This window comes from Bacillus altaicus (genome assembly GCF_042136375.2).
GTDB classification, from domain to species: domain Bacteria; phylum Bacillota; class Bacilli; order Bacillales; family Bacillaceae_G; genus Bacillus_A; species Bacillus_A cereus_U.
The window spans coordinates 4319180-4338108 of sequence record NZ_CM143394.1; the positions used below are offsets into that span (position 1 = coordinate 4319180).

The following is an 18929-nucleotide window of genomic DNA, read 5'->3' on the forward strand; positions in this document are numbered from 1 at the left end:
ACATACTGATTATCAGTGCATATTCAACAAAAAAAGGATGGCATAAGCCATCCTTTTTTCTATAATAAACTATAAAATTATAGTTTGATTACGTTTTTAGCTTGAGGTCCACGGTTGCCATCTTCGATTTCGAAGCTAACTTTTTGGCCTTCTTCTAAAGATTTGAAACCGTCAGTTTCGATTGCAGAGAAATGTACGAATACATCGTTTTCGCCTGGAACTTCGATGAAACCGAAGCCTTTTTCGTTGTTAAACCATTTTACTTGTCCTGTAACTGTCATAATTATTTCCTCCTAAGAAAATACATTTTATTATTTAGTCTTCATGTATAAAAAAAGAATCCACACATTATCAAATTCGAAACATAAACTAGTTCTCACATACTTTTCCCCGTTTGTTTTCGGCATTTGATAATATATGGATTGCTTAATTTAATTATTCAACTGGTATTATCATAGCATACTTAAAATAGAATGTACAATCCTTTTTGAAAATAAAATTTCTAAATTTTAGTATTTCTTATACAATATAATCACACCTATTCTAATAAGGAGGCGTATATGGCAGAAATAATCCCTGAAAAAACATTAAAGAGAATTGAAAAAGATATTGAAAATAACAACCTTGGAAAAGCAAGAGATAGATTACACGGACTGATCGCTACTTATCCGAATGAATTAGAACTTAGAAAAAAACTCGGTGATATTTACTTTACATTACAATACCCAGAAATGGCTGGACGGTATTGGTATCTTGAAAAAGAGAAAACAGATGTTATGCACGCGGCATGTCTACAATTTGAACAATCGATGGGAAACGACTCTTATCATATTGTACGTGCTTTAAAATTCAAAGGAGATCATAACATTATTACAGGACTACACACCGAACATCCTTTACAGCCATTGCAGAAAAAAGTGGTAGAAGAACTAATTGATGATTATGAAGAAACATGGAAAGACAAACTATTTACATGGGGCTGTCTAGCATTATTCGCATTCCTTCTTTTTACTGCTATCGTTGGTATATTCACTATATTAGATTGGATATTTTAAATAGAAGCAAGTGCCTATAACAGGCACCTACTTCTATCATTATTTCGTAAACTGTTCTTCTTCCGTAGATCCTTTTAAAGCAGTCGTTGATGAAGTACCGCCCGTAATTACTTGTGCTACTTCATCAAAGTATCCTGTTCCTACTTCGCGTTGGTGGCGCGTTGCAGAGTAACCATCTTTTTCTGCTGCGAACTCTGCTTGTTGTAATTCAGAGTACGCTGCCATGCCGCGCTCTTTATAACCACGCGCTAATTCAAACATGCCGTAATTTAATGAATGGAATCCAGCAAGCGTTACGAACTGGAATTTATAACCGTACGATGCAATTTCCTTTTGGAAGCTTGCAATCGTTTTTTCATCTAGTTTTTGTTTCCAGTTAAATGAAGGAGAACAGTTGTAAGCAAGTAGCTTCCCTGGATATTTCTTATGAATTGCGTCTGCAAAGCGTTTTGCATCTTCTAAATTTGGCTCCGACGTTTCACACCAAACGAGATCTGCATACGGCGCATACGCTAAACCACGTGCAATTGCTTGATCAAGACCTGCTTTCGTACGATAAAACCCTTCTGGCGTTCTTTCACCTGTAATAAACTCTTGATCAACTGGATCGATATCGCTCGTAATTAAATCTGCAGCATCTGCATCTGTTCTTGCGACGATAATTGTTGGTACACCCATTACATCAGCAGCAAGACGTGCCGAAATTAAATTACGCACCGCTGTTTGCGTCGGTAATAATACTTTTCCGCCTAAATGCCCGCATTTTTTCTCTGAAGATAATTGGTCTTCAAAGTGCACGCCAGATGCACCCGCTTCAATCATCCCTTTCATTAATTCGAATACGTTTAACTGTCCACCGAACCCAGCTTCAGCATCTGCCACAATTGGGACGAAATAATCCGTATCACCGCTACCTTCCATATGCTGAATTTGATCAGCACGTTGAAGTGTTTGGTTAATTCGCTTTACAACAGCTGGTACACTGTTCGCTGGGTATAAGCTTTGGTCAGGATACATATGTCCAGAAAGGTTCGCATCTGCCGCTACTTGCCAACCGCTTAAATAAATTGCTTTTAATCCAGCCTTCACTTGTTGCATCGCTTGGTTTCCTGTTAATGCCCCAAGTGCATTAATATAATCTTCTGTATGAAGTGATTTCCAAAGCTTCTCTGCACCGCAGCGCGCTAACGTATGTTCAATATCAATCGATCCGCGCAGACGAATTACATCTTCAGCTGTATATGGACGTGTGATCCCTTTCCAGCGTGTATCTAATTCCCAGCTTTCTTGCAATTTATCAATTCTTTCGTTTTTCATATGTTCCATCCCCTTTTCTTGTTTCTTATAAAATTTCATAACCAGGTAATGTTAAAAACGGCATGAACTCATTATTACGAACAAGGTTTGTAAACAGTTTTGTAGCTTCTTCAAATCTCCCTTTCTTAAATGCTTCCTTACCAATCTCTCTTTCTATTTTTGCTAGTTCTTCTTCTTTCAATTCTTCCATCAATTTAAAAGTGATATCACGGCCATCACTTAGCTTCCCGCCCTCATGACGAATCCACTGCCATACTTGTGCTCTTGATATTTCCGCTGTTGCCGCATCTTCCATTAAGTTATAAATAGGAGCTGCTCCTCTCCCGCTTAACCAAGATGCAATATATTGAATACCGACATTAATATTCGTGCGAAGACCACCTTCTGTAATCGTTCCCATCGGTACTTTTAATAAATCCTTTTCTGTTACACGTATTTCTTCACGCTTTCTAAAAATTTGATTTGGCGTTTTCATTATGTGATTAAATACTTCCATTGCAACCGGTACAAGTCCCGGGTGGGCAACCCAAGTCCCGTCATGACCATCTAAAGCTTCGCGCTCCTTATCAGCACGCACTTTCTCGAAAGCCGCCTCATTTGCTTCTGGATCATTTTTAATTGGAATTTGCGCTGCCATTCCTCCGATTGCTGGCGCGTTACGACGATGACACGTTTGAATAACTTTCAAAGAATACGCGCGCATAAACGGCGCTGTCATCGTGACTTGCGCTCTATCCGGAAGTAAAAAAATATTATGATTACGGAAACTCTTTAAGAAACTAAATATATAATCCCATCGCCCGCAGTTTAAACCAGCAGAATGATCTCTTAGTTCATACAGAATTTCATCCATTTCAAATGAAGCGTGAATCGTTTCTATTAACACAGTCGCTTTAATCGTTCCATTCGGAATGCCGATATACTTTTGAGCAAATACGAAAACATCATTCCATAATCTTGCCTCTAAGTAACTTTCCATTTTCGGTAAGTAAAAGTACGGGCCACTTCCTTTTGCTAAAAGCACCTTCGCATTATGGAAAAAGTACAAGCCAAAATCTACTAAACTACCAGACATGTTCTTGCCGTCAACTTGCATATGTTTTTCTTCTAAATGCCACCCTCTCGGACGCACAATTAATACAGCTGTTTTACTATTTAAACGATATTCTTTTCCGTTTTCATTTTTATGTGAAATCGTTCCCTCACTCGCATCTCGTAAGTTAATTTGACCTTCGACAGCATTTCTCCAAGTTGGTGCATTCGAATCTTCAAAGTCTGCCATAAAAAGATGTGCTCCTGAATTTAAAGCATTAATGACCATCTTTCTATCCACCGGTCCAGTAATCTCCACGCGGCGATCCTCTAAATCTTTCGGAAGCTGAGCAATTGTCCAATCACCTTCACGTATGCTTTTTGTTTCCTCTAAAAACTTCGGAAACTCTCCCGCATCAATTCGTTTTTGTTTCTCCACACGCTTTTGTAAAAGTTCCGTGCGGCGTTCATTGAAATTTTCATGTAGTTCCTTTAAAAAACTAAGTGCCTCAGGTGTCAATATTTCGTTGTACGCTGGTAACATTTCTCCAACGAGTGTAACCCGTGAAGTTTGCGTCGACATATTAGCATCCCCTTCTCAAACTGTTTTATAACAGATTTAATTTTATGTTTTATATTATATAACAAATCTTCAGAAAAGGAAGTTTTTTTTGAAAATTAAATGTTTTTTTACAAAACTGTGTTTATTCATTATGATTTCAACGAAAAAAAGAGCCAGTGTTATATAACACTGGCTCTTTTTTATAAATTATTGTTGCTGATCATTTAAAATTGCTTTGTATAGGAACTGTGCATATTGTTCACGTGTTACTTTCATACCTGGTGCAAAGTTACCTGAACCATCACCTGCTGAAATACCATTTGAACCTACTGCATTAATTGCCTTAGCTGCCCAATGTCCTGCTGGTACATCTTTAAATCCTGGTGTACCTTTTACTTGTAAATCAAATGTTTCCGTTAAAATTTGTGCCATTTCTGCACGTGTTAACGTATCTTTTGGTCTGAAGTTTCCACTACCATCACCTTTAAAGATTTCTAATTCTGTTAATGCTAAAATTTCAATTGGGAACATTGTTGAGTTATCATCAACGATATCGTTATATGTACTTACAAACTCATGATCTTCATCAAAGTATTGGTCCCCATCAATTGTACGGTAAATTAACGCTGCTACTTGCTCACGTGTTACATTATCACCAAAACCGAATCTTCCATCTCCATAACCAGCAATAATTCCCCAGTCTGCTAGATTTTGGATTGCTTTATAAGACCAATGCCCTTGCGGTACATCTTTAAATGTAACAGATGCAGCTTGTTGTTGTTGTTTCACAGCTACTTCCGCATTTGCTGTAGTACCTTGTGTGCTTAATCCAATTCCACCCATAATTGTTAAAGCTGTTGCTACTTTTAATATCTTTTTCTTCACTTTGTTCTCTCCCTAAAAACATATTTTTTTCTAATATAAAGAATTCACGGAAAAGTAACAATACACTTATCCATATAATGTTTGTCTAATTTGTGAATCATATTTCATATACTTCTCTTTACACTTAGTTAACAATAAAGTTACTAAATCGTACTTTTTTCCCGTAAAAAGTAACCACAATTAACCTGTTTTTTCCATAAATAGTAACCATCGAACAATGAACAGTAGAATAAATATACAGATAAACAATTTAAAATAAGAAAAAAGCGCGTAATTCTCGCGCTTTTTTAAAAAAATATGGTATATTAATATAATTTTAATTTTCTTGTACTATATTATTTTTTAACTTCCGTTTCATGTTATTCATCTTTCAAATACAAATTAGTAATAGCTTTATTTAAAAATGTTGCATATTGCTCACGTGTTACAACTTTATTTGGTTCAAACTTTCCATTCCCTGTTCCTACTATAACATTATTAGCTTGTAGTGCACTAATTGCATTTTTCGCCCAGTAATTATTTGGTACATCTTTAAATGTATGCTGTTGCTGTGCTTCAAATGAAAATGTCTGTGTAAGAACTTGTGCTACTTCTGCACGTGTTATTGTTTCTCTAGGTCTAAAGTTCCCCTTCTCATCACCTTTAAAAATACCGCGCTCTGTTAATGCCAAAATTTCATCCGGAAACATTGTTGATCTTTCAGAAATATCTTTATAAGGATTTTTTAATGGGCCTTCATGCTTTATATTAAGTGCGCGATACAGTACTGCCGCCACTTGTTCACGGGTTACATTATCACCTACACCAAACTTTCCATTTCCATAGCCCAGCATAACTTTATGATACGCCACTTCCATAATATATTCATATGCCCAATAGTCTACTGGAACATCATCAAATACAATCATTTCTGGATACTCTTCTGCTTTTATGTTAGGTACACTTGCACTTACCAATAATCCACCCATAATAGTCGCTGCGGCCATTATACGTAACATTTTTTTCTTCATTGTCCTCTCTCCTTCATTTCCACTTTATTAAAAGTGGAAAATAATAGACTAAATTCTTTTCCCATATTACATATGCTGCATTTGCAAACCGTATGTAATATATTGCATTTTTAAACATCTATTATTTTGAAGATTACTAGGTGAGCCAATTCACTCTCAATTCCAATTGATATTCTGAATTTGAAGAAATACTCTTATCTTTGCGCTCTAGTTTCCCTTTTTGATTTTCAAAAGGATAAACAAAAGTTTTTGCAAAGATGTTATATATACAATATTCTACTATCTACTAATCAAGTCCTTCACTTATAAAAATTTCACTTTATAGACAAAAAAAGCGCAAATATCATATTTGCGCTTTTTTCGAGCTTCATAGATTAATCGTTTGCGTAGAACCTATGAATTGCATTATTTAAGAACTTTGCATACTATTCACGAGTTACAAGTTTTTCTGGCTCAAATAAAGTGAAACTTTAATCAGTTGGGGTTTTGTTCATCCCCCACTGATTATTAGCTCTCACCAATCGGGCGTTTACGGGCAGCAGGGCTTCCACCTAACTTCTTTGCTCCATCTAAATTTTGAGGTGGGAGTTTTATTGCCCACAAATAGCGGGATAAACCATTACCAGTTCCAACTATAGCTTTATTAGATTGTAAGGTGCTTATCGCATCTTTAGCCCAATGGTTTTCTGGTATGTCAGTAAATGTATGTTTTTCTTTCACTTAGAAAACCTTTATTTCTAAAAACTTCACCTTTCAGACAAAAAAGTACAAGTATAATCTACTTGTACTTTTTTATACTCTTATTTATTCCCATTTCCCTGGTGAATTATAAATTGCTTGTTGTAGAAACTTAGCGAATTGCCCACGTGTAACGAGCATTTCAGGCTCGAACTTACCATCTCCGGTTCCTACTACGACTTTATTAGACTGCAATGCACTAATTGCATCTCTTGCCCAATAGTTTTCTAGTATATCTGTAAATGTATGCGGATGCTTTGCTTTTAACGTATATGCTTTCGTTAAAATTTGTGCTAATTCTGCGCGAGTCAATGTTGCTTTCGGACGGAAATTCCCATTTTCGTCTCCTTTAAAAATACCAAGGCTTGTTAAATGTAAAATTTCGTAAGGGAACATTGTTGATTTCCCACTAATATCTCCATATGGATTCTCTTCAAATGGACTTCTTTTTAAATTGAGTGCGCGATGTAGTACTGCTGCTGCTTGTTCACGTGTTATATTATCTTCTACCCCAAACTTACCGTTTCCATATCCATACATAATACGGTGATATACTAAATTCATAATTTCATTATAAGCCCAATGATCATTTGCTAAATCATCAAATTCTAGCATAATATCAGGTGGAGGTGGAGATTGTTGAATTCCATCTGTATTTGCTGAAACAATATTACCGCTAACAAATATCCCCCCTATTAAAGTTAATGATGTCGCTATCTTTAATAACTTTTTCATCTCTCTCATCCGCCTCTTCCTTTATTTTCCCACTTTTATATTGTACAAAAAATAAGAAAATTCTCAATACGTTAGGAGGTAATTTTTCACACTTCATAATACGTATTTTCTTTTACCACCACTTTTTCATCCTTCGTTTTTCGAAAAGTAAACGCCATCCCTACAAATATTAGGACAATCCCTACAATTTGCATACTAGTCGGTCTAAATCCGGTAAAGACTGTATCTAATAGTATTGCAACCGCAGGATCTAAAAACACTAATACCGAAATTAATCTCGTCGATAAATCTCTTAAACTGTCAAAAAATAAGTAATATACAAATCCCGTATGTATAAGTCCTGTCGCTGTGATCATCATCCAGTTCATCTCTGTTAATCCTTGAAACTTCCCGAAGTCTACGAATGGTAGCAATAAAAATATACCCAAAAAAGTTTGTAAAAATGTCATCGCATATGCACTCGTATGCTTAATTCCTTTTCCGAGCAACGTTGTAAATGCATAAAATAAAGCTGCAAGAAGCGCCCACACCATTCCAGACGACATGAGTTTCTCAAGCGACATACTTCCATCTACCCCAGCTACTAAAACTGTACCGATGAAACATATGGTAATGGACAGAACCGCAAATGCTGTTAACCTCTCTTTAAATACAATACTACCAATCATTAATACGATAATCGGTGCAAGATGATATACAGAAATCGCAATTGTAATCGACATGACTTCAAACGCTTTAAATAAAAACACCCAGTTAAAAACGAGAAATACGCCACACGCTAATATTTGTACAATTTCTTTTTTATTCCATTTCTCATTTTTATATTGTCCTGTTGCAAACCAACATAGCGTTAAAAATAAAGTCGCACAAATACACCGAATAAATACTAATTCAAAAGATGGTAAACCCGTTTGGACAGAAAAAAATCCAATCGATCCGAAAATAGACATCGAAAGGATCATTTTTATAGCCGGCATTGATTTTGAATGAAACAATTTTCTCCTCCCCCTACAATCATCTCTTTATAAACTAAAAATTCTAAAAACATTACATATCATTATATATCACAATTGAAAAACTGTAAAAAAATAGAATGTAAAAAGTAGAATTCACACCAAATCTTCATAATAGAAAAATCATCCTTTATTTCTTATAAAGGATGATTTTTCTATTATTTATTCAGAGGAATTTCACTATATATAAACTTAAATATACTATTTTTGAAGAGTAAATTGTGAAACAATCTGCTTTAATCCTCCTGCTACGCTATGCAGATGCTCAATTGAAACTGAGATTTCTTGAACTGATTTTTCTTGCTGATGAATAGACTCTTTTACCCTATCAGTTCGATCAGATGATCTTTGAGAAATTTGAGCCATGTCTTCTGCAGAAGCAGAAATCTCCTCACTACTCGCTGCAATTTCATCTGTAGACATAGATACAGTTTGAATTTGATTAGATACTTGCTGCACTTTTTCAGTGATTTTTCCAAATACTTTTTCTGTATTCATCACTACTTGTGTACCTGCCTGTACCTCATTATCTACTTTCCCCATCATGTCTACCGTATGGTTCGTTGTTCCCATAACTTGAATAATAAGTTTCTCAATTTGTTTTGCAGAATCACTAGATTGTTCTGCTAATTTTCTTACTTCATCTGCCACAATTGCAAATCCTCTACCACTTTCTCCAGCACGTGCAGCCTCAATTGCGGCATTTAATGCTAATAAGTTAATCTGAGAGGTAATACCTTGCATAACATCAATAATTTTAACAATCTCTTCTGATTGTTCCTTCATAGTCTCAACTTGTTTGACACCGCTATGTACTGAATTTTGGATTGTATCCATCTGTTGAATCATTTGTTTCATTAATTTGTTACCACTCTCTGCATCTAATGCTGATTGAGCAGACAATTCATTTACAGAGGATGATGTATTCACTATACTCTGCATTCCTTGTGTCAACTCTTCCATCGCACCCGCAGTTTGCTCCATTGCTTGCATTTGACTCTCTGCACCATTTGCAACTTCTTCAATATCTATAGTGATTTTCTTCGCTGCACCACTAGATACTTCCGATGCAGATACTACTCCGTCTGCATGTTGGAATAAAAGCTGAATATTTTTATCTACTTCTTGCATATTTGCTCTTAGCCCTGCAATCATCTCGTTAAAATCACTTACTAATAAGCCCAATTCATCTTTAGCATTATAATCACCATATACAGTTAGATCTCCTTCTTTTGCTCTTTCCATCATACGACTAACCGTTTGTAAAGGAGCAACTATAAGCTTGCTAATAATATAACTTACTATACATATAACGATTGTAGTAACTACTGCAAGAATGATAAAAGTAATAACGGACTGATCTATCATTTTTTGAGAATCTTTAAATACTTGATCAGCTAAGTTTGAAACATATGCTTCTAGATCTACCGCATAACTAGCTAACTCTACTCCCTTTGGTTTTAATTCCTTATGAAATTCGTTTACCAGCTGGGGTTCGTTTGTCACCTTCGCTTTTTCAAACAACTTTTTATATGTATCCATATAACTTGGCAAAGATTTCTTCATCTTCTGAAACAGTTCATCCTCTTGCTTACTTAAATTAACGCCATCATCATATTCTTTTAATAAAGAATCATATTTCTTTAGATCCTTTTCAACATTACCAATAATCCCCTCTTTATTTGTCCCCTCATTTTGTGACACTGTAATTAATTCTAGTAAGTTATATTCTAGTGAATTTTGTGTACGAAGCATCCCTTCTAATAAAATTGCTGAATTTTGATAATCATCTACGACAATTTCCGTATCATACTTAATCTGATTAATTGAATTAACTGCTACACAACTCATAGTTATCATTCCCAAAACTGCTAATGAGATAAGCGAGAACAATTTATATTTCACTTTTAAATTTTGTAAAAAATACATTTTTCCACCTTTATTCCTTTATATATAGATTTTTAGAATTTTATAGTTTATTATTTACAAAATCATAATAAAAAGCAATGATAAATATTCCCATTCTCAAACTTATATTTTTATAAAAGAAAGAAGTAGCATAATCGCTACTTCTTTCTTTATTTTTTCTGTTTTTCATATTGTTCAAACGTATGAATTCTTTCAAAAATTGGTGGGTGCGTGTATAAGAAAAATTTCACTAACGCAGGTGGATTCACTTGGTTTAAACTCGTTTTTGATAAATATTGAAATGTTTTCACACCTGATTCCCCATCTTTCGTCATGTCTAGAGCGTATTGATCTGCCGCCCGTTCTTCTATGCGTGATACGTAATTTGATGCAGGACTTGCAGCAAAAGATAGTATAGAAGAAATTAAGAAGAATAAAGGTAAAATTGAGAAACACGCTAATTTTGAAATTTGCAATGTATCTCCCCATTTTCGAATACACATATTTAAAATACGACTAATTAAATACATACCTATAAACGATATCAAGACATAGCTCGCAACGCCCCAATATATATGTTTCATTACGTAATGTCCCATTTCATGAGCCATTATAAACAAAATCTCTTTATCTTTTAATTGCTTAAGCGTTGTATCCCACATTACAATACGGGCGTTAGGGCCAATGCCTGTTACATATGCATTTAATGAATTCGTTTTTTCCGACATATTTACTTCATATACGTGTTTAGCAGGAATGTCAGCTTTGTCTGCCATCGCTAAAATTTTCGTTTCTAACTCTTTATTTTTCAGCGTCGAGAAGTCGTTATAAAGCGGATCAATAACGACAGGCTGTATGAATGTTAAAAAGATTGTAAATGGTACAGAGAGCGCCCATCCTGCTAACCACCATCTCTTCGGGAATTTACGGATAAGCCACAAAAGAACAGTAACTACGATTAACATAGTCGCATAACTCTCCCAAAAACCGATGACATGATCTTTTATCCAGCTCTGTGTACTTTGCGTTGAAATGCCGTAATCAACGGACACTTTACGCCCAATCCATTGCATTGGTAAGGCAAGAACTGTTGTTAGTAGTGATAAATAAAAGAAATAAATCGCAACTTGTAAGACATTTATTTTCGTCGTGTCCTTCGACCATTTCTCAAACTTTTTTGAAATACCGAGCACAAGGACAAATAATAAAATAATCCATTCAAGAGGCGTCGCTAAAAAGAAAAGTAAATTTTTCACGCGCGAATAATCTTGGCTTAGCGTAAGCTCTCTCGCATTCATAAACGTCTCTGGATCTGCCCTCGTTCCTTTATACATGTCTGGAATGAGTTCATGATTCCATCCAAATAAATACCAATATATAAGTAACGCAAACCCAACGTACAAAAAAAGCGACCACCCAATAACTTTCCTCACGCTATTCCCTCCTCTATGCTGCCTGTCTATTATTATTGTAAGTTCGTACTTTCAAAATTAGAACAAGCTAATCGTGAGAATTGTTCTATCTTGTTCAATTTACATAAAAAAACTCTTCTATTACAAGAAGAGTTTCACCTATTTTCAAATATTTTCTTCGGCTCATAATCTAGTATAAGAAATGTACTTACAAACAAGCTCCTTTTACATATCCTATATTATATATTCATAACCCTTAAAATCCTTCTTAAGGAAGTACATCTATTAACAAACTAAAATCTTGCAAAGAAAAAGAACTATATTTCATAATACCTTGTACAGTTAAAAGTAAAATAAGACCCATCACACACATATAATTAATACTTTCTTCATGCTTTTTCTCAGCAACTACTCCGCCCGTTATGCATAAAATGCCTAATAAATGGAGCGCTAAATACATAAAAAAGTAAGCTTCCTCCCAGCGAAGAACAACATTTACTGTCGTAATCAATACTAAACTCAGTACAATCAAATAAAAAAACTTATTTGACGATATTGTTTCATTCATATAATTTTATACATCCCTTTCAAATTTCGAATTAATGATGTTTCAAAGCTATAAAGTAAATGATTGTTTTCATACCATAAAACAAAAGGAAAGCCCCCATTACTTTCGCGAATACTTTATGAACCCACACATACTTCTCTTCATTTTTTCTGAAGATGCGCTTCATCATTGCTTCTAAAATTAGACCGAATATTATTAAAATCCCTAACACAATAAGAAGAGAAATAATATTTTCTTTTAAATGAGTACTAGAAAACAAGTAATACTCTGGAAACACAATTGTATCTACTACAGGTTGAATCCAATTACAAAAGCTTTTATCACACATATCAGTAATAGACGTAGCATCTATAATATCTTTCAATATTTTCTCAAACGTCTTCTTCATCTCATTTATCTCCCACTACATCTGCAAAACTCTTTACCTGCTCTGCATATATAACTGGCACTTCTTTACTCCAGTATTTGCGGTTAACAAATAAAAAAATGAGTACTAAATTTAATCCTGTTATAAAAATAATAAGTCCTGGAAAGAACGTCGTATAGTTTGAGAAATCTGCAAAACTCATGATCTTTTCTCTACTTACTAGGAAAGATGCACAGAGTACAAGTGTATTGTTTAACATATGTATCGCAATTGGCATGAGTAAGCTTTTCGTACGAATATATACGATTGATAATACGATACTAAATACGGCGGCACCGAGAAAATCGACATGTAATATCGCAAATAAAAGTGCCACTGCAATCATCGCTATACTCGTTCCCCATTTTGCAGCAAAGCGCTGAAGTAAAAATCCACGAAAAACAAATTCCCCAATAATAGGTGCGATAAATACAACCATAATAAATTGATATATATATCCCCCGGCACTATCTACAATCGGTTTGTGTAAAGCATTCATAATAAAATCTGGTGTAATCCATGCAAAGCTGTACATGTACAAAATCAGATACCCGTAACTGAACATGCACAACATAATCGTAATGTATAAAACTTGCACCAAGTTAAATGTTTCATTTTTATTAACAAATAATGAAAATGAAACACGGTGCTTTCTATACTCATAAAAAATCCATGCAATCGGAAGGATATAAAATATAAGTATATTTATAAAAGAAGAATTTTGTATATGAAATGTACTTTCTAGCAATTTTTCACTACTTCTCGCTACTAAAATTAATAGTGCAAATACAATTAAAAAATATCTAGCTCGCATCATTTGAAACGGATTCACACTCATCTCCTCCCCTATGTTACTTTTATCATATCATTTGATTCTTAATTTTTTGTGAAAGAAAACCTTAAATTTTCCTTAAAAATTCCATATGTTACAAAAAGATGATATGATATTCGAGGAAATTAAGGGGGATTCTTATGTATCAAGCAAATATATTACTCGTCGATGATGAAACAGCAATTTTACAACTACTAACTACCATTCTTGAAAAAGAAGGTTTTTCTCATATTACAACTGCGACATCAGCTGAATTAGCTTTATCTCTCACCAAGCAAAACAATTACGATTTAATTATTTTAGATGTCATGCTTCCTGGACAATCTGGTTTTGATATTTGTCCGATTATTCGCCAACAAACAGATTGTCCGATTTTCTTCCTATCAGCGAAGACATCTGATTTAGATAAAATATCTGGATTTTCATACGGTGCAGATGATTATATTACGAAGCCATTTAATCCATTAGAAGTCGTAGCTCGTATGAAAGCACAACTTCGAAGACATATGAAACAAACCGTACCACACGAACAAAAAGCACACTCCATTTCATTTGGAAGATTTGAAATTGATCAACATTCCGCAGAACTTACAGTAAATGGACAAGTTGTCGAATGTTCCGCTCAACTGTTTCAACTACTACTCTTCTTTTGCGAGAATCCGAACTACGTATTTTCGAAAGAAGAAATATACGAGAAAGTTTGGGGAGCACCAGCCTATAATGGCGATGACAATACTGTTATGGTCCACATTCGAAAACTACGCGAAAAAATTGAACAAGACCCAAGTAAACCAGAATACATAAAAACTGCTCGCGGACTTGGCTATAAGTTCGTTACAAAGTAGGGTGACGATATGAATCTTAATAAACGGCTTATCATCCAATTTATACTGCAACACGTTTTTGTTTTAGTTACATTACTTATTGCTGTAGTCGCTGCTTTCACTTATTTAATTTTTCTTGTTACTAGTATTTCATACGAACCTAACATTCCGGATTCTGATAGTTTTACAATTTCAAGATATATCTCTTCAGAAGATGGCGATATTACGTTAAAAACTGAAGTAAAAGATTTAATTAAAGAGAAAAATGATTGGATTCAGATTGTAGAGGAAAATGGAAAAGTCCTCTATCAATTTAATACACCAAGTGATGTCCCAACTTCTTATACAAAAACATCTTTACTCGCACATATACAGAATCATATAGAAAGCCCTTATACATTTACATATTGGGAAATTGGAGTAGAAGAAAAGAACGTACTTGTTATTTACGGTGGTATGTTAAAAAGTAATGCATTACTAAAAACAATTCAGAAAGAACACCCTTCTGTATCTACAGATTCGTTCACATTAACGGAACAAGAAAAACAGTTACTCTCTAAAGAAAAAGCAACGCTGCAAATATTTAATCATAATGGCGAAGAGGTTTTTTCCTATCCAACTGGAAAGAAAAAAACACTTTCAACAATACAGACTGCTCTTAACGAAAAAGAACCGTGGAATCATAAAGAAAACACGTCTAGCTTTTACGATGCAAATAGCGGTCAGCTTCTCGTCGTTACAGCAAAAAATGAACGCTACTACCCAGATGACGAAATTGAGGATGTATTTACTAAGAAGTTTCTAATCGGATGCGGATTAATCCTTCTTATCGTCTTTGTTTATTTAGTCATTCTTTCAATTTGGTATGGAAATAAGTTTGGAAAGCCTCTATTACATACGTTGCGCTGGCTTAAAAATATCGCTGGTGGAAAATATGAAGAGCCTGTTAGTAAAAAAGGAAAACCTATTCGATTCCGGCGCTCCGGTAAAGAAAAATGGTCATTCCGTCTGTTTAAAGATGTTACGAACTCACTAGAGCACCTTTCTATTACTTTGAAAAAGAATGATGCAATGAGACAAGTTTTGCAGCAAACACGTGAAGAATGGATTACTGGTCTAACACATGATTTAAAAACACCGCTTAGCTCTATATACGGCTATGCATTATTATTAGAATCGAAGCAGTATAATTGGACGGATTCAGATATTCAGCAATTTGGCCTTGTAATGAAAGAAAAGTCACAATATATGACTACATTAATTGACGACTTAAGCTTAACGTATCAATTAAGAAGTAATGCCCTTCCCGGACAGCATGTAAATGTTGAAATTAACCAATTCGTTCAAAAAGTACTACTGCAATTTATTAATAATCCAACGCTGCAAAATCAAAATATTGAATTTATACCAAGTTCAAGCAAAATCCAATATTTTATTGAAGAAAAATGGTTCCAGCGTATTATCGAAAACTTATTAGCAAACGCTGTAAAACATAATAATGAAACGACAAACGTAATCGTAAAACTTTCGCAAAATGCAAATTCATTTACACTATCTATTTCAGATAACGGAAAAGGTATGGATGATAAAACGAAAGAACTTCTATTCGAGCGATATTACAGAGGAACGAATACAGAAGAAAGCAACATCGGAACTGGACTTGGCCTCGCCATTACAAAACAGCTCGTTCATGCCCATAACGGAACGATCTCCATTGATAGTGAACTTGGAAAAGGAACGACAATTATACTTGTGTTTCCGTTTCGTTCGTAGGAAAAGGTGCTTTATAAAAGTACCTTTTCCTTTTCGGAGTAGCGTGCTAGTAAATGAAATTATATCGACTTAACTATAAAATACGACAATAGTAGCAACCTATTAATAAGAGAAGACCGTCCAAAAATACCTTTTGGACGGTCTTTCTTTCTATTATTTCTTCTTCACCGGTATCCAAAGCTCAACTTGAGCGAACTCACTCTTATCTGCATGGCAACGCTCATCGTATTGTTCAAACTCTGTAACTCCGCAATGTTCATATCCTGAATGTGGGAACCATTCTGAGAATACTGCATTCCATGTTTGATGAATAGACGATACCATTTCTTCATGAGGAACTTTCGGCGTTGTAAATACTGCATACGTTGCGGATGGGAATGTACGCTTTGCAACTTCATTTGGTACATTTTCAAAATCTGTAACTTCCATTCCAATAATATAAGTGAAGTCCCCTGTTTCTAAATTAAAATCGGTACATAATCCAAGCTCTACCCATTGGCTCGTATCTTTACGATTCGGAATCGTCGTTCCAAGATCCTTTTGTAAATATTCTTGCCAAAAGACCGGGATATCTTGATGATTTTTCCCCTCTTTACTTGTCGTCTTCAGCTCATAACCCGCCATTAAAAATTCTGGTTTATTTACAATACGATATTCCATTTGTATGCCCCCTAAATATGGATTTAATTTTCTTTGTTTTACATTCACTCTATAATACATCGGTGTTTCAATTTCTTGTTTTCGATATTCACTTGGTGTCATTTGAAATAATTTTTTAAAGGCTCTCGTGAACGTTTCGTGAGATTGAAAGCCATGCTCAAATGCAATATCAATAACTTTTTCATCCGTATGAGAAAGTTGATAAGCTGCCCGGGCTAACCTCCTCTTTCGAACATACTCCATTACTGTATCGCCTACTAACGCCTGGAATACACGATGAAAATGCGACTCAGAAAAACCTGCAACACGTGCTAAATTACGCAGCGTTTGTTTTTCCATTACATCTTCCTCAATATAATCAATTGACCTTTGAATTTGTGTTTCATAGCTTTCCATCTCTGTTCACCCGCCTTATATGTATTATGATAAAAGAGAATCCTATCCAATTCTTGACGTTTTTTACTATAATTTCGTAAAAATTGTAACTTTTTTATATGTATTTCGTTGTTATGTATGAAGGGAGGGAAATGTAGTGAAACAAAGTCAATCATTAGAAGAAATTTACTCAGAGCATATGCAAGATTTATTTCGCTATCTTCTCTCCCTAACCGGAGATTCTCATAGTGCCGAAGATCTCATGCAAGAAACATTTTACCGAATGCTCGTCCATATTGACTATTATAAAGGAGAAGAAATTAGGCCGTGGTTATTTACAATCGCCTACAACGCCTTTATCGATTGGTACCGAAAAGAAAAGAAGTATAAAACAACGCAAATTAAAGAATTCCACTTACCAAACGTGCCAAGTACAGAACACTCTTATTTCGTAAAACATGAGATTGCTAGTTGGTTACAAAGTATATCCTCTCTTCCGCTCGAAAGACGAAATGTGTTACTACTACGAGATTACTACGGATTCTCTTATAAGGAAATAGCAGAAATGACTGGTCTCTCGTTAGCAAAAGTAAAAATTGAATTACACCGAGGAAGAAAAGAAACGAAAAGCATAAAGGAGTGATACAGATGGGTTGTGAAAAATTCAAAAAACTGTGGGAGAAGTACGAAAAAGGAACGCTCACACATGATGAACAAGAGCAGCTAGAAAGTCATATTGAGACTTGCGAAGAGTGTGAAGTGCATTTGGATGAGTTGCTTGCGAAGACCGAACCCGTTAAGAAAAGGTTACCGCCAAAAGATCTTAAAGTTCCTTTTTGGAGGATTAAGTGGAAACATCGGTTACAAACGGTTGGTTTTATACTAGCAATTTGTATCGTTATATATATGATTGGCGGGGTATTATCTGCCTTTTACTTTCAAGCTGATAATGATAAAAGGCTAAAAGAAATAAGAGATGTTCCTTCTCTTGCGCTTGAAGCAACTATCCCAAATAGCCGCGTCATGGGGGGCGGAACAAGTGTAGAAGCTTTCTTTCGAACAAACAGCCAATTTGATTTAGTCAAAACGATTGGTAAAAAAGAAATGCCACTCGGTACAATAGAAACGAGCAGCTTCTTATCTTCTTTAAATATCACACATAAATCTTGGGTGAATATGCACTATCAACCGAACATCCACTTTGTTCATCCAAAAATAAAACAAGGTGATTATTTGAAAGAAGCATCTAAAAAGGTTTGGGATACACTTGCAAAGATACATGAGGGAACCGTTGCCGAAGTTGCAATTTCTTTTGACAAACCTTACACTTTACAAGAATTAGAACCACTTTTATATAGCGTATTTGAAGCACAAGAACTCCCTCCAACTCCTGTATGGTACGCCTTAGATACGGGACAAGAAAGAATAAACGAAGAAGATTTCATCCTATCTGGGGGCGAATTTATAGGATTTCCAGAACATATAGGATTCCTTGATGATGAAACAGAAAATCTGAAAACGCAAGAGGCTAAAGTAATTGAAATGATGCGTATTCTTTCTACGCATGAAAAAACTGTAAATAAAGTTGCTATGCTACCTGAGGGTCAGCTGAACTTAGATAAACGTTATAAATATGTAAAAGATAACGGCGTAAAAGTATACGGCATTGTCATTACTGGGCCGTCGAAAGAATTATTAAAATTACAAAGCTCCCCGCACGTACGTTATGCGACTCTTGGAGATATTGAGGTTTGGAATTGGTTTGATTAGTGAAAATGAAAAGGTTGTGTAGAAAATAGTAGCTATTTTCTACACAACCTTTTT

Annotated in this window: 19 protein-coding genes and 1 pseudogene; 5 read left to right on the forward strand and 15 right to left on the reverse strand. The window is 34.9% G+C overall.

Annotation, left to right across the window (positions count from 1 at the left end; all coding sequences use genetic code 11):
- Nucleotides 1-77 precede the first annotated feature (77 nt).
- The gene (gene cspA / locus ACE38F_RS22385) at nucleotides 78-281 is read right to left on the reverse strand and encodes an RNA chaperone/antiterminator CspA (protein WP_002011282.1); all 204 of its coding nucleotides are present in this window, start codon (nucleotides 279-281) and stop codon (nucleotides 78-80) included.
- Nucleotides 282-560: 279 nt separating this feature from the next.
- Here cspA and ACE38F_RS22390 point away from each other — a divergent pair, with 279 nt between their 5' ends.
- Nucleotides 561-1055 (forward strand): DUF6584 family protein, encoded by a 495-nt coding sequence (locus ACE38F_RS22390; protein ID WP_375370263.1) that lies wholly within the window; start codon nucleotides 561-563, stop codon nucleotides 1053-1055.
- A 39-nt stretch (nucleotides 1056-1094) separates the two neighbouring features.
- On the opposite strand, the gene aceA is transcribed toward ACE38F_RS22390, so the two are convergent.
- The 13 genes and pseudogenes from aceA to ACE38F_RS22455 all read right to left on the reverse strand — a co-directional run bounded on the left by aceA (nucleotide 1095) and on the right by ACE38F_RS22455 (nucleotide 13473).
- Nucleotides 1095-2372 carry an isocitrate lyase gene (gene aceA, locus ACE38F_RS22395; RefSeq protein WP_002149914.1) on the reverse strand — a complete coding sequence of 426 codons (1278 nt, stop codon included), beginning with the start codon at nucleotides 2370-2372 and terminating at the stop codon, nucleotides 1095-1097.
- 25 nt (nucleotides 2373-2397) lie between these two features.
- Nucleotides 2398-3987 (reverse strand): malate synthase A, encoded by a 1590-nt coding sequence (gene aceB, locus ACE38F_RS22400; protein WP_215555530.1) that lies wholly within the window; start codon nucleotides 3985-3987, stop codon nucleotides 2398-2400.
- A 186-nt stretch (nucleotides 3988-4173) separates the two neighbouring features.
- On the reverse strand, nucleotides 4174-4851 hold the full coding sequence (locus ACE38F_RS22405; protein ID WP_215555529.1) for an S-layer homology domain-containing protein: 678 nt from the start codon (nucleotides 4849-4851) through the stop codon (nucleotides 4174-4176).
- Nucleotides 4852-5210: 359 nt separating this feature from the next.
- A complete protein-coding gene (locus tag ACE38F_RS22410; RefSeq protein ID WP_375370264.1) occupies nucleotides 5211-5861 on the reverse strand; it encodes an S-layer homology domain-containing protein in 651 nt (216 codons plus the stop codon).
- A 507-nt stretch (nucleotides 5862-6368) separates the two neighbouring features.
- Nucleotides 6369-6581, reverse strand: coding sequence for an S-layer homology domain-containing protein (locus ACE38F_RS22415; protein ID WP_002125868.1), 213 nt, complete (start codon nucleotides 6579-6581; stop codon nucleotides 6369-6371).
- 84 nt (nucleotides 6582-6665) lie between these two features.
- A complete protein-coding gene (locus tag ACE38F_RS22420; RefSeq protein WP_002011235.1) occupies nucleotides 6666-7343 on the reverse strand; it encodes an S-layer homology domain-containing protein in 678 nt (225 codons plus the stop codon).
- A gap of 77 nt (nucleotides 7344-7420) precedes the next feature.
- The gene (locus tag ACE38F_RS22425; RefSeq protein ID WP_131246095.1) at nucleotides 7421-8329 is read right to left on the reverse strand and encodes a DMT family transporter; all 909 of its coding nucleotides are present in this window, start codon (nucleotides 8327-8329) and stop codon (nucleotides 7421-7423) included.
- 219 nt (nucleotides 8330-8548) lie between these two features.
- Nucleotides 8549-9502 carry a methyl-accepting chemotaxis protein gene (locus tag ACE38F_RS22430; RefSeq protein ID WP_462782408.1) on the reverse strand — a complete coding sequence of 318 codons (954 nt, stop codon included), beginning with the start codon at nucleotides 9500-9502 and terminating at the stop codon, nucleotides 8549-8551.
- A pseudogene (locus ACE38F_RS22435) lies at nucleotides 9497-10276 on the reverse strand (MCP four helix bundle domain-containing protein); the annotation flags it as partial. The gene ACE38F_RS22430 and the pseudogene ACE38F_RS22435, both read right to left, overlap by 6 nt.
- A gap of 149 nt (nucleotides 10277-10425) precedes the next feature.
- On the reverse strand, nucleotides 10426-11688 hold the full coding sequence (locus ACE38F_RS22440; protein WP_375370266.1) for a M48 family metallopeptidase: 1263 nt from the start codon (nucleotides 11686-11688) through the stop codon (nucleotides 10426-10428).
- 247 nt (nucleotides 11689-11935) lie between these two features.
- Nucleotides 11936-12235, reverse strand: coding sequence for a hypothetical protein (locus tag ACE38F_RS22445; RefSeq protein WP_001006056.1), 300 nt, complete (start codon nucleotides 12233-12235; stop codon nucleotides 11936-11938).
- Nucleotides 12236-12266: 31 nt separating this feature from the next.
- Nucleotides 12267-12623, reverse strand: a complete 357-nt coding sequence (locus ACE38F_RS22450; RefSeq protein WP_113709043.1) for a hypothetical protein — start codon at nucleotides 12621-12623, stop codon at nucleotides 12267-12269.
- A gap of 1 nt (nucleotide 12624) precedes the next feature.
- Nucleotides 12625-13473 (reverse strand): CPBP family intramembrane glutamic endopeptidase, encoded by an 849-nt coding sequence (locus ACE38F_RS22455; RefSeq protein ID WP_375370267.1) that lies wholly within the window; start codon nucleotides 13471-13473, stop codon nucleotides 12625-12627.
- A gap of 140 nt (nucleotides 13474-13613) precedes the next feature.
- Here ACE38F_RS22455 and ACE38F_RS22460 point away from each other — a divergent pair, with 140 nt between their 5' ends.
- Nucleotides 13614-14318: a response regulator transcription factor gene (locus tag ACE38F_RS22460; RefSeq protein WP_215555521.1), complete on the forward strand. Its 705-nt coding sequence runs from the start codon at nucleotides 13614-13616 to the stop codon at nucleotides 14316-14318.
- 9 nt (nucleotides 14319-14327) lie between these two features.
- Nucleotides 14328-16070 carry an ATP-binding response regulator gene (locus ACE38F_RS22465; protein ID WP_375370269.1) on the forward strand — a complete coding sequence of 581 codons (1743 nt, stop codon included), beginning with the start codon at nucleotides 14328-14330 and terminating at the stop codon, nucleotides 16068-16070.
- Nucleotides 16071-16223: 153 nt separating this feature from the next.
- On the opposite strand, the gene ACE38F_RS22470 is transcribed toward ACE38F_RS22465, so the two are convergent.
- On the reverse strand, nucleotides 16224-17126 hold the full coding sequence (locus ACE38F_RS22470; RefSeq protein ID WP_375370270.1) for an AraC family transcriptional regulator: 903 nt from the start codon (nucleotides 17124-17126) through the stop codon (nucleotides 16224-16226).
- Between the two features lie 136 nt (nucleotides 17127-17262).
- On the opposite strand from ACE38F_RS22470, the gene ACE38F_RS22475 reads away from it, so the two are divergent.
- Entirely contained in the window at nucleotides 17263-17748 is a 486-nt protein-coding gene (locus tag ACE38F_RS22475; protein WP_367961390.1) for an RNA polymerase sigma factor, read from the forward strand.
- A 5-nt stretch (nucleotides 17749-17753) separates the two neighbouring features.
- On the forward strand, nucleotides 17754-18875 hold the full coding sequence (locus ACE38F_RS22480) for an anti-sigma factor (RefSeq protein ID WP_375370271.1): 1122 nt from the start codon (nucleotides 17754-17756) through the stop codon (nucleotides 18873-18875).
- Nucleotides 18876-18929: the final 54 nt, after the last annotated feature.

Excerpts from the sequence above, each read along its gene's own strand:
- cspA (WP_002011282.1), bottom strand. The coding sequence starts at position 281 with ATGACAGTTACAGGACAAGTAAAATGGTTTAACAACGAAAAAGGCTTC.
- ACE38F_RS22460 (WP_215555521.1), top strand. The coding sequence starts at position 13,614 with ATGTATCAAGCAAATATATTACTCGTCGATGATGAAACAGCAATTTTA.
- ACE38F_RS22410 (WP_375370264.1), bottom strand. The coding sequence starts at position 5,861 with ATGAAGAAAAAAATGTTACGTATAATGGCCGCAGCGACTATTATGGGT.
- ACE38F_RS22465 (WP_375370269.1), top strand. The coding sequence starts at position 14,328 with ATGAATCTTAATAAACGGCTTATCATCCAATTTATACTGCAACACGTT.
- ACE38F_RS22420 (WP_002011235.1), bottom strand. The coding sequence starts at position 7,343 with ATGAGAGAGATGAAAAAGTTATTAAAGATAGCGACATCATTAACTTTA.
- ACE38F_RS22480 (WP_375370271.1), top strand. The coding sequence starts at position 17,754 with ATGGGTTGTGAAAAATTCAAAAAACTGTGGGAGAAGTACGAAAAAGGA.
- ACE38F_RS22470 (WP_375370270.1), bottom strand. The coding sequence starts at position 17,126 with ATGGAAAGCTATGAAACACAAATTCAAAGGTCAATTGATTATATTGAG.
- ACE38F_RS22390 (WP_375370263.1), top strand. The coding sequence starts at position 561 with ATGGCAGAAATAATCCCTGAAAAAACATTAAAGAGAATTGAAAAAGAT.
- aceB (WP_215555530.1), bottom strand. The coding sequence starts at position 3,987 with ATGTCGACGCAAACTTCACGGGTTACACTCGTTGGAGAAATGTTACCA.
- ACE38F_RS22445 (WP_001006056.1), bottom strand. The coding sequence starts at position 12,235 with ATGAATGAAACAATATCGTCAAATAAGTTTTTTTATTTGATTGTACTG.
- ACE38F_RS22430 (WP_462782408.1), bottom strand. The coding sequence starts at position 9,502 with ATGATTGCAGGGCTAAGAGCAAATATGCAAGAAGTAGATAAAAATATT.
- aceA (WP_002149914.1), bottom strand. The coding sequence starts at position 2,372 with ATGAAAAACGAAAGAATTGATAAATTGCAAGAAAGCTGGGAATTAGAT.
- ACE38F_RS22450 (WP_113709043.1), bottom strand. The coding sequence starts at position 12,623 with ATGAAGAAGACGTTTGAGAAAATATTGAAAGATATTATAGATGCTACG.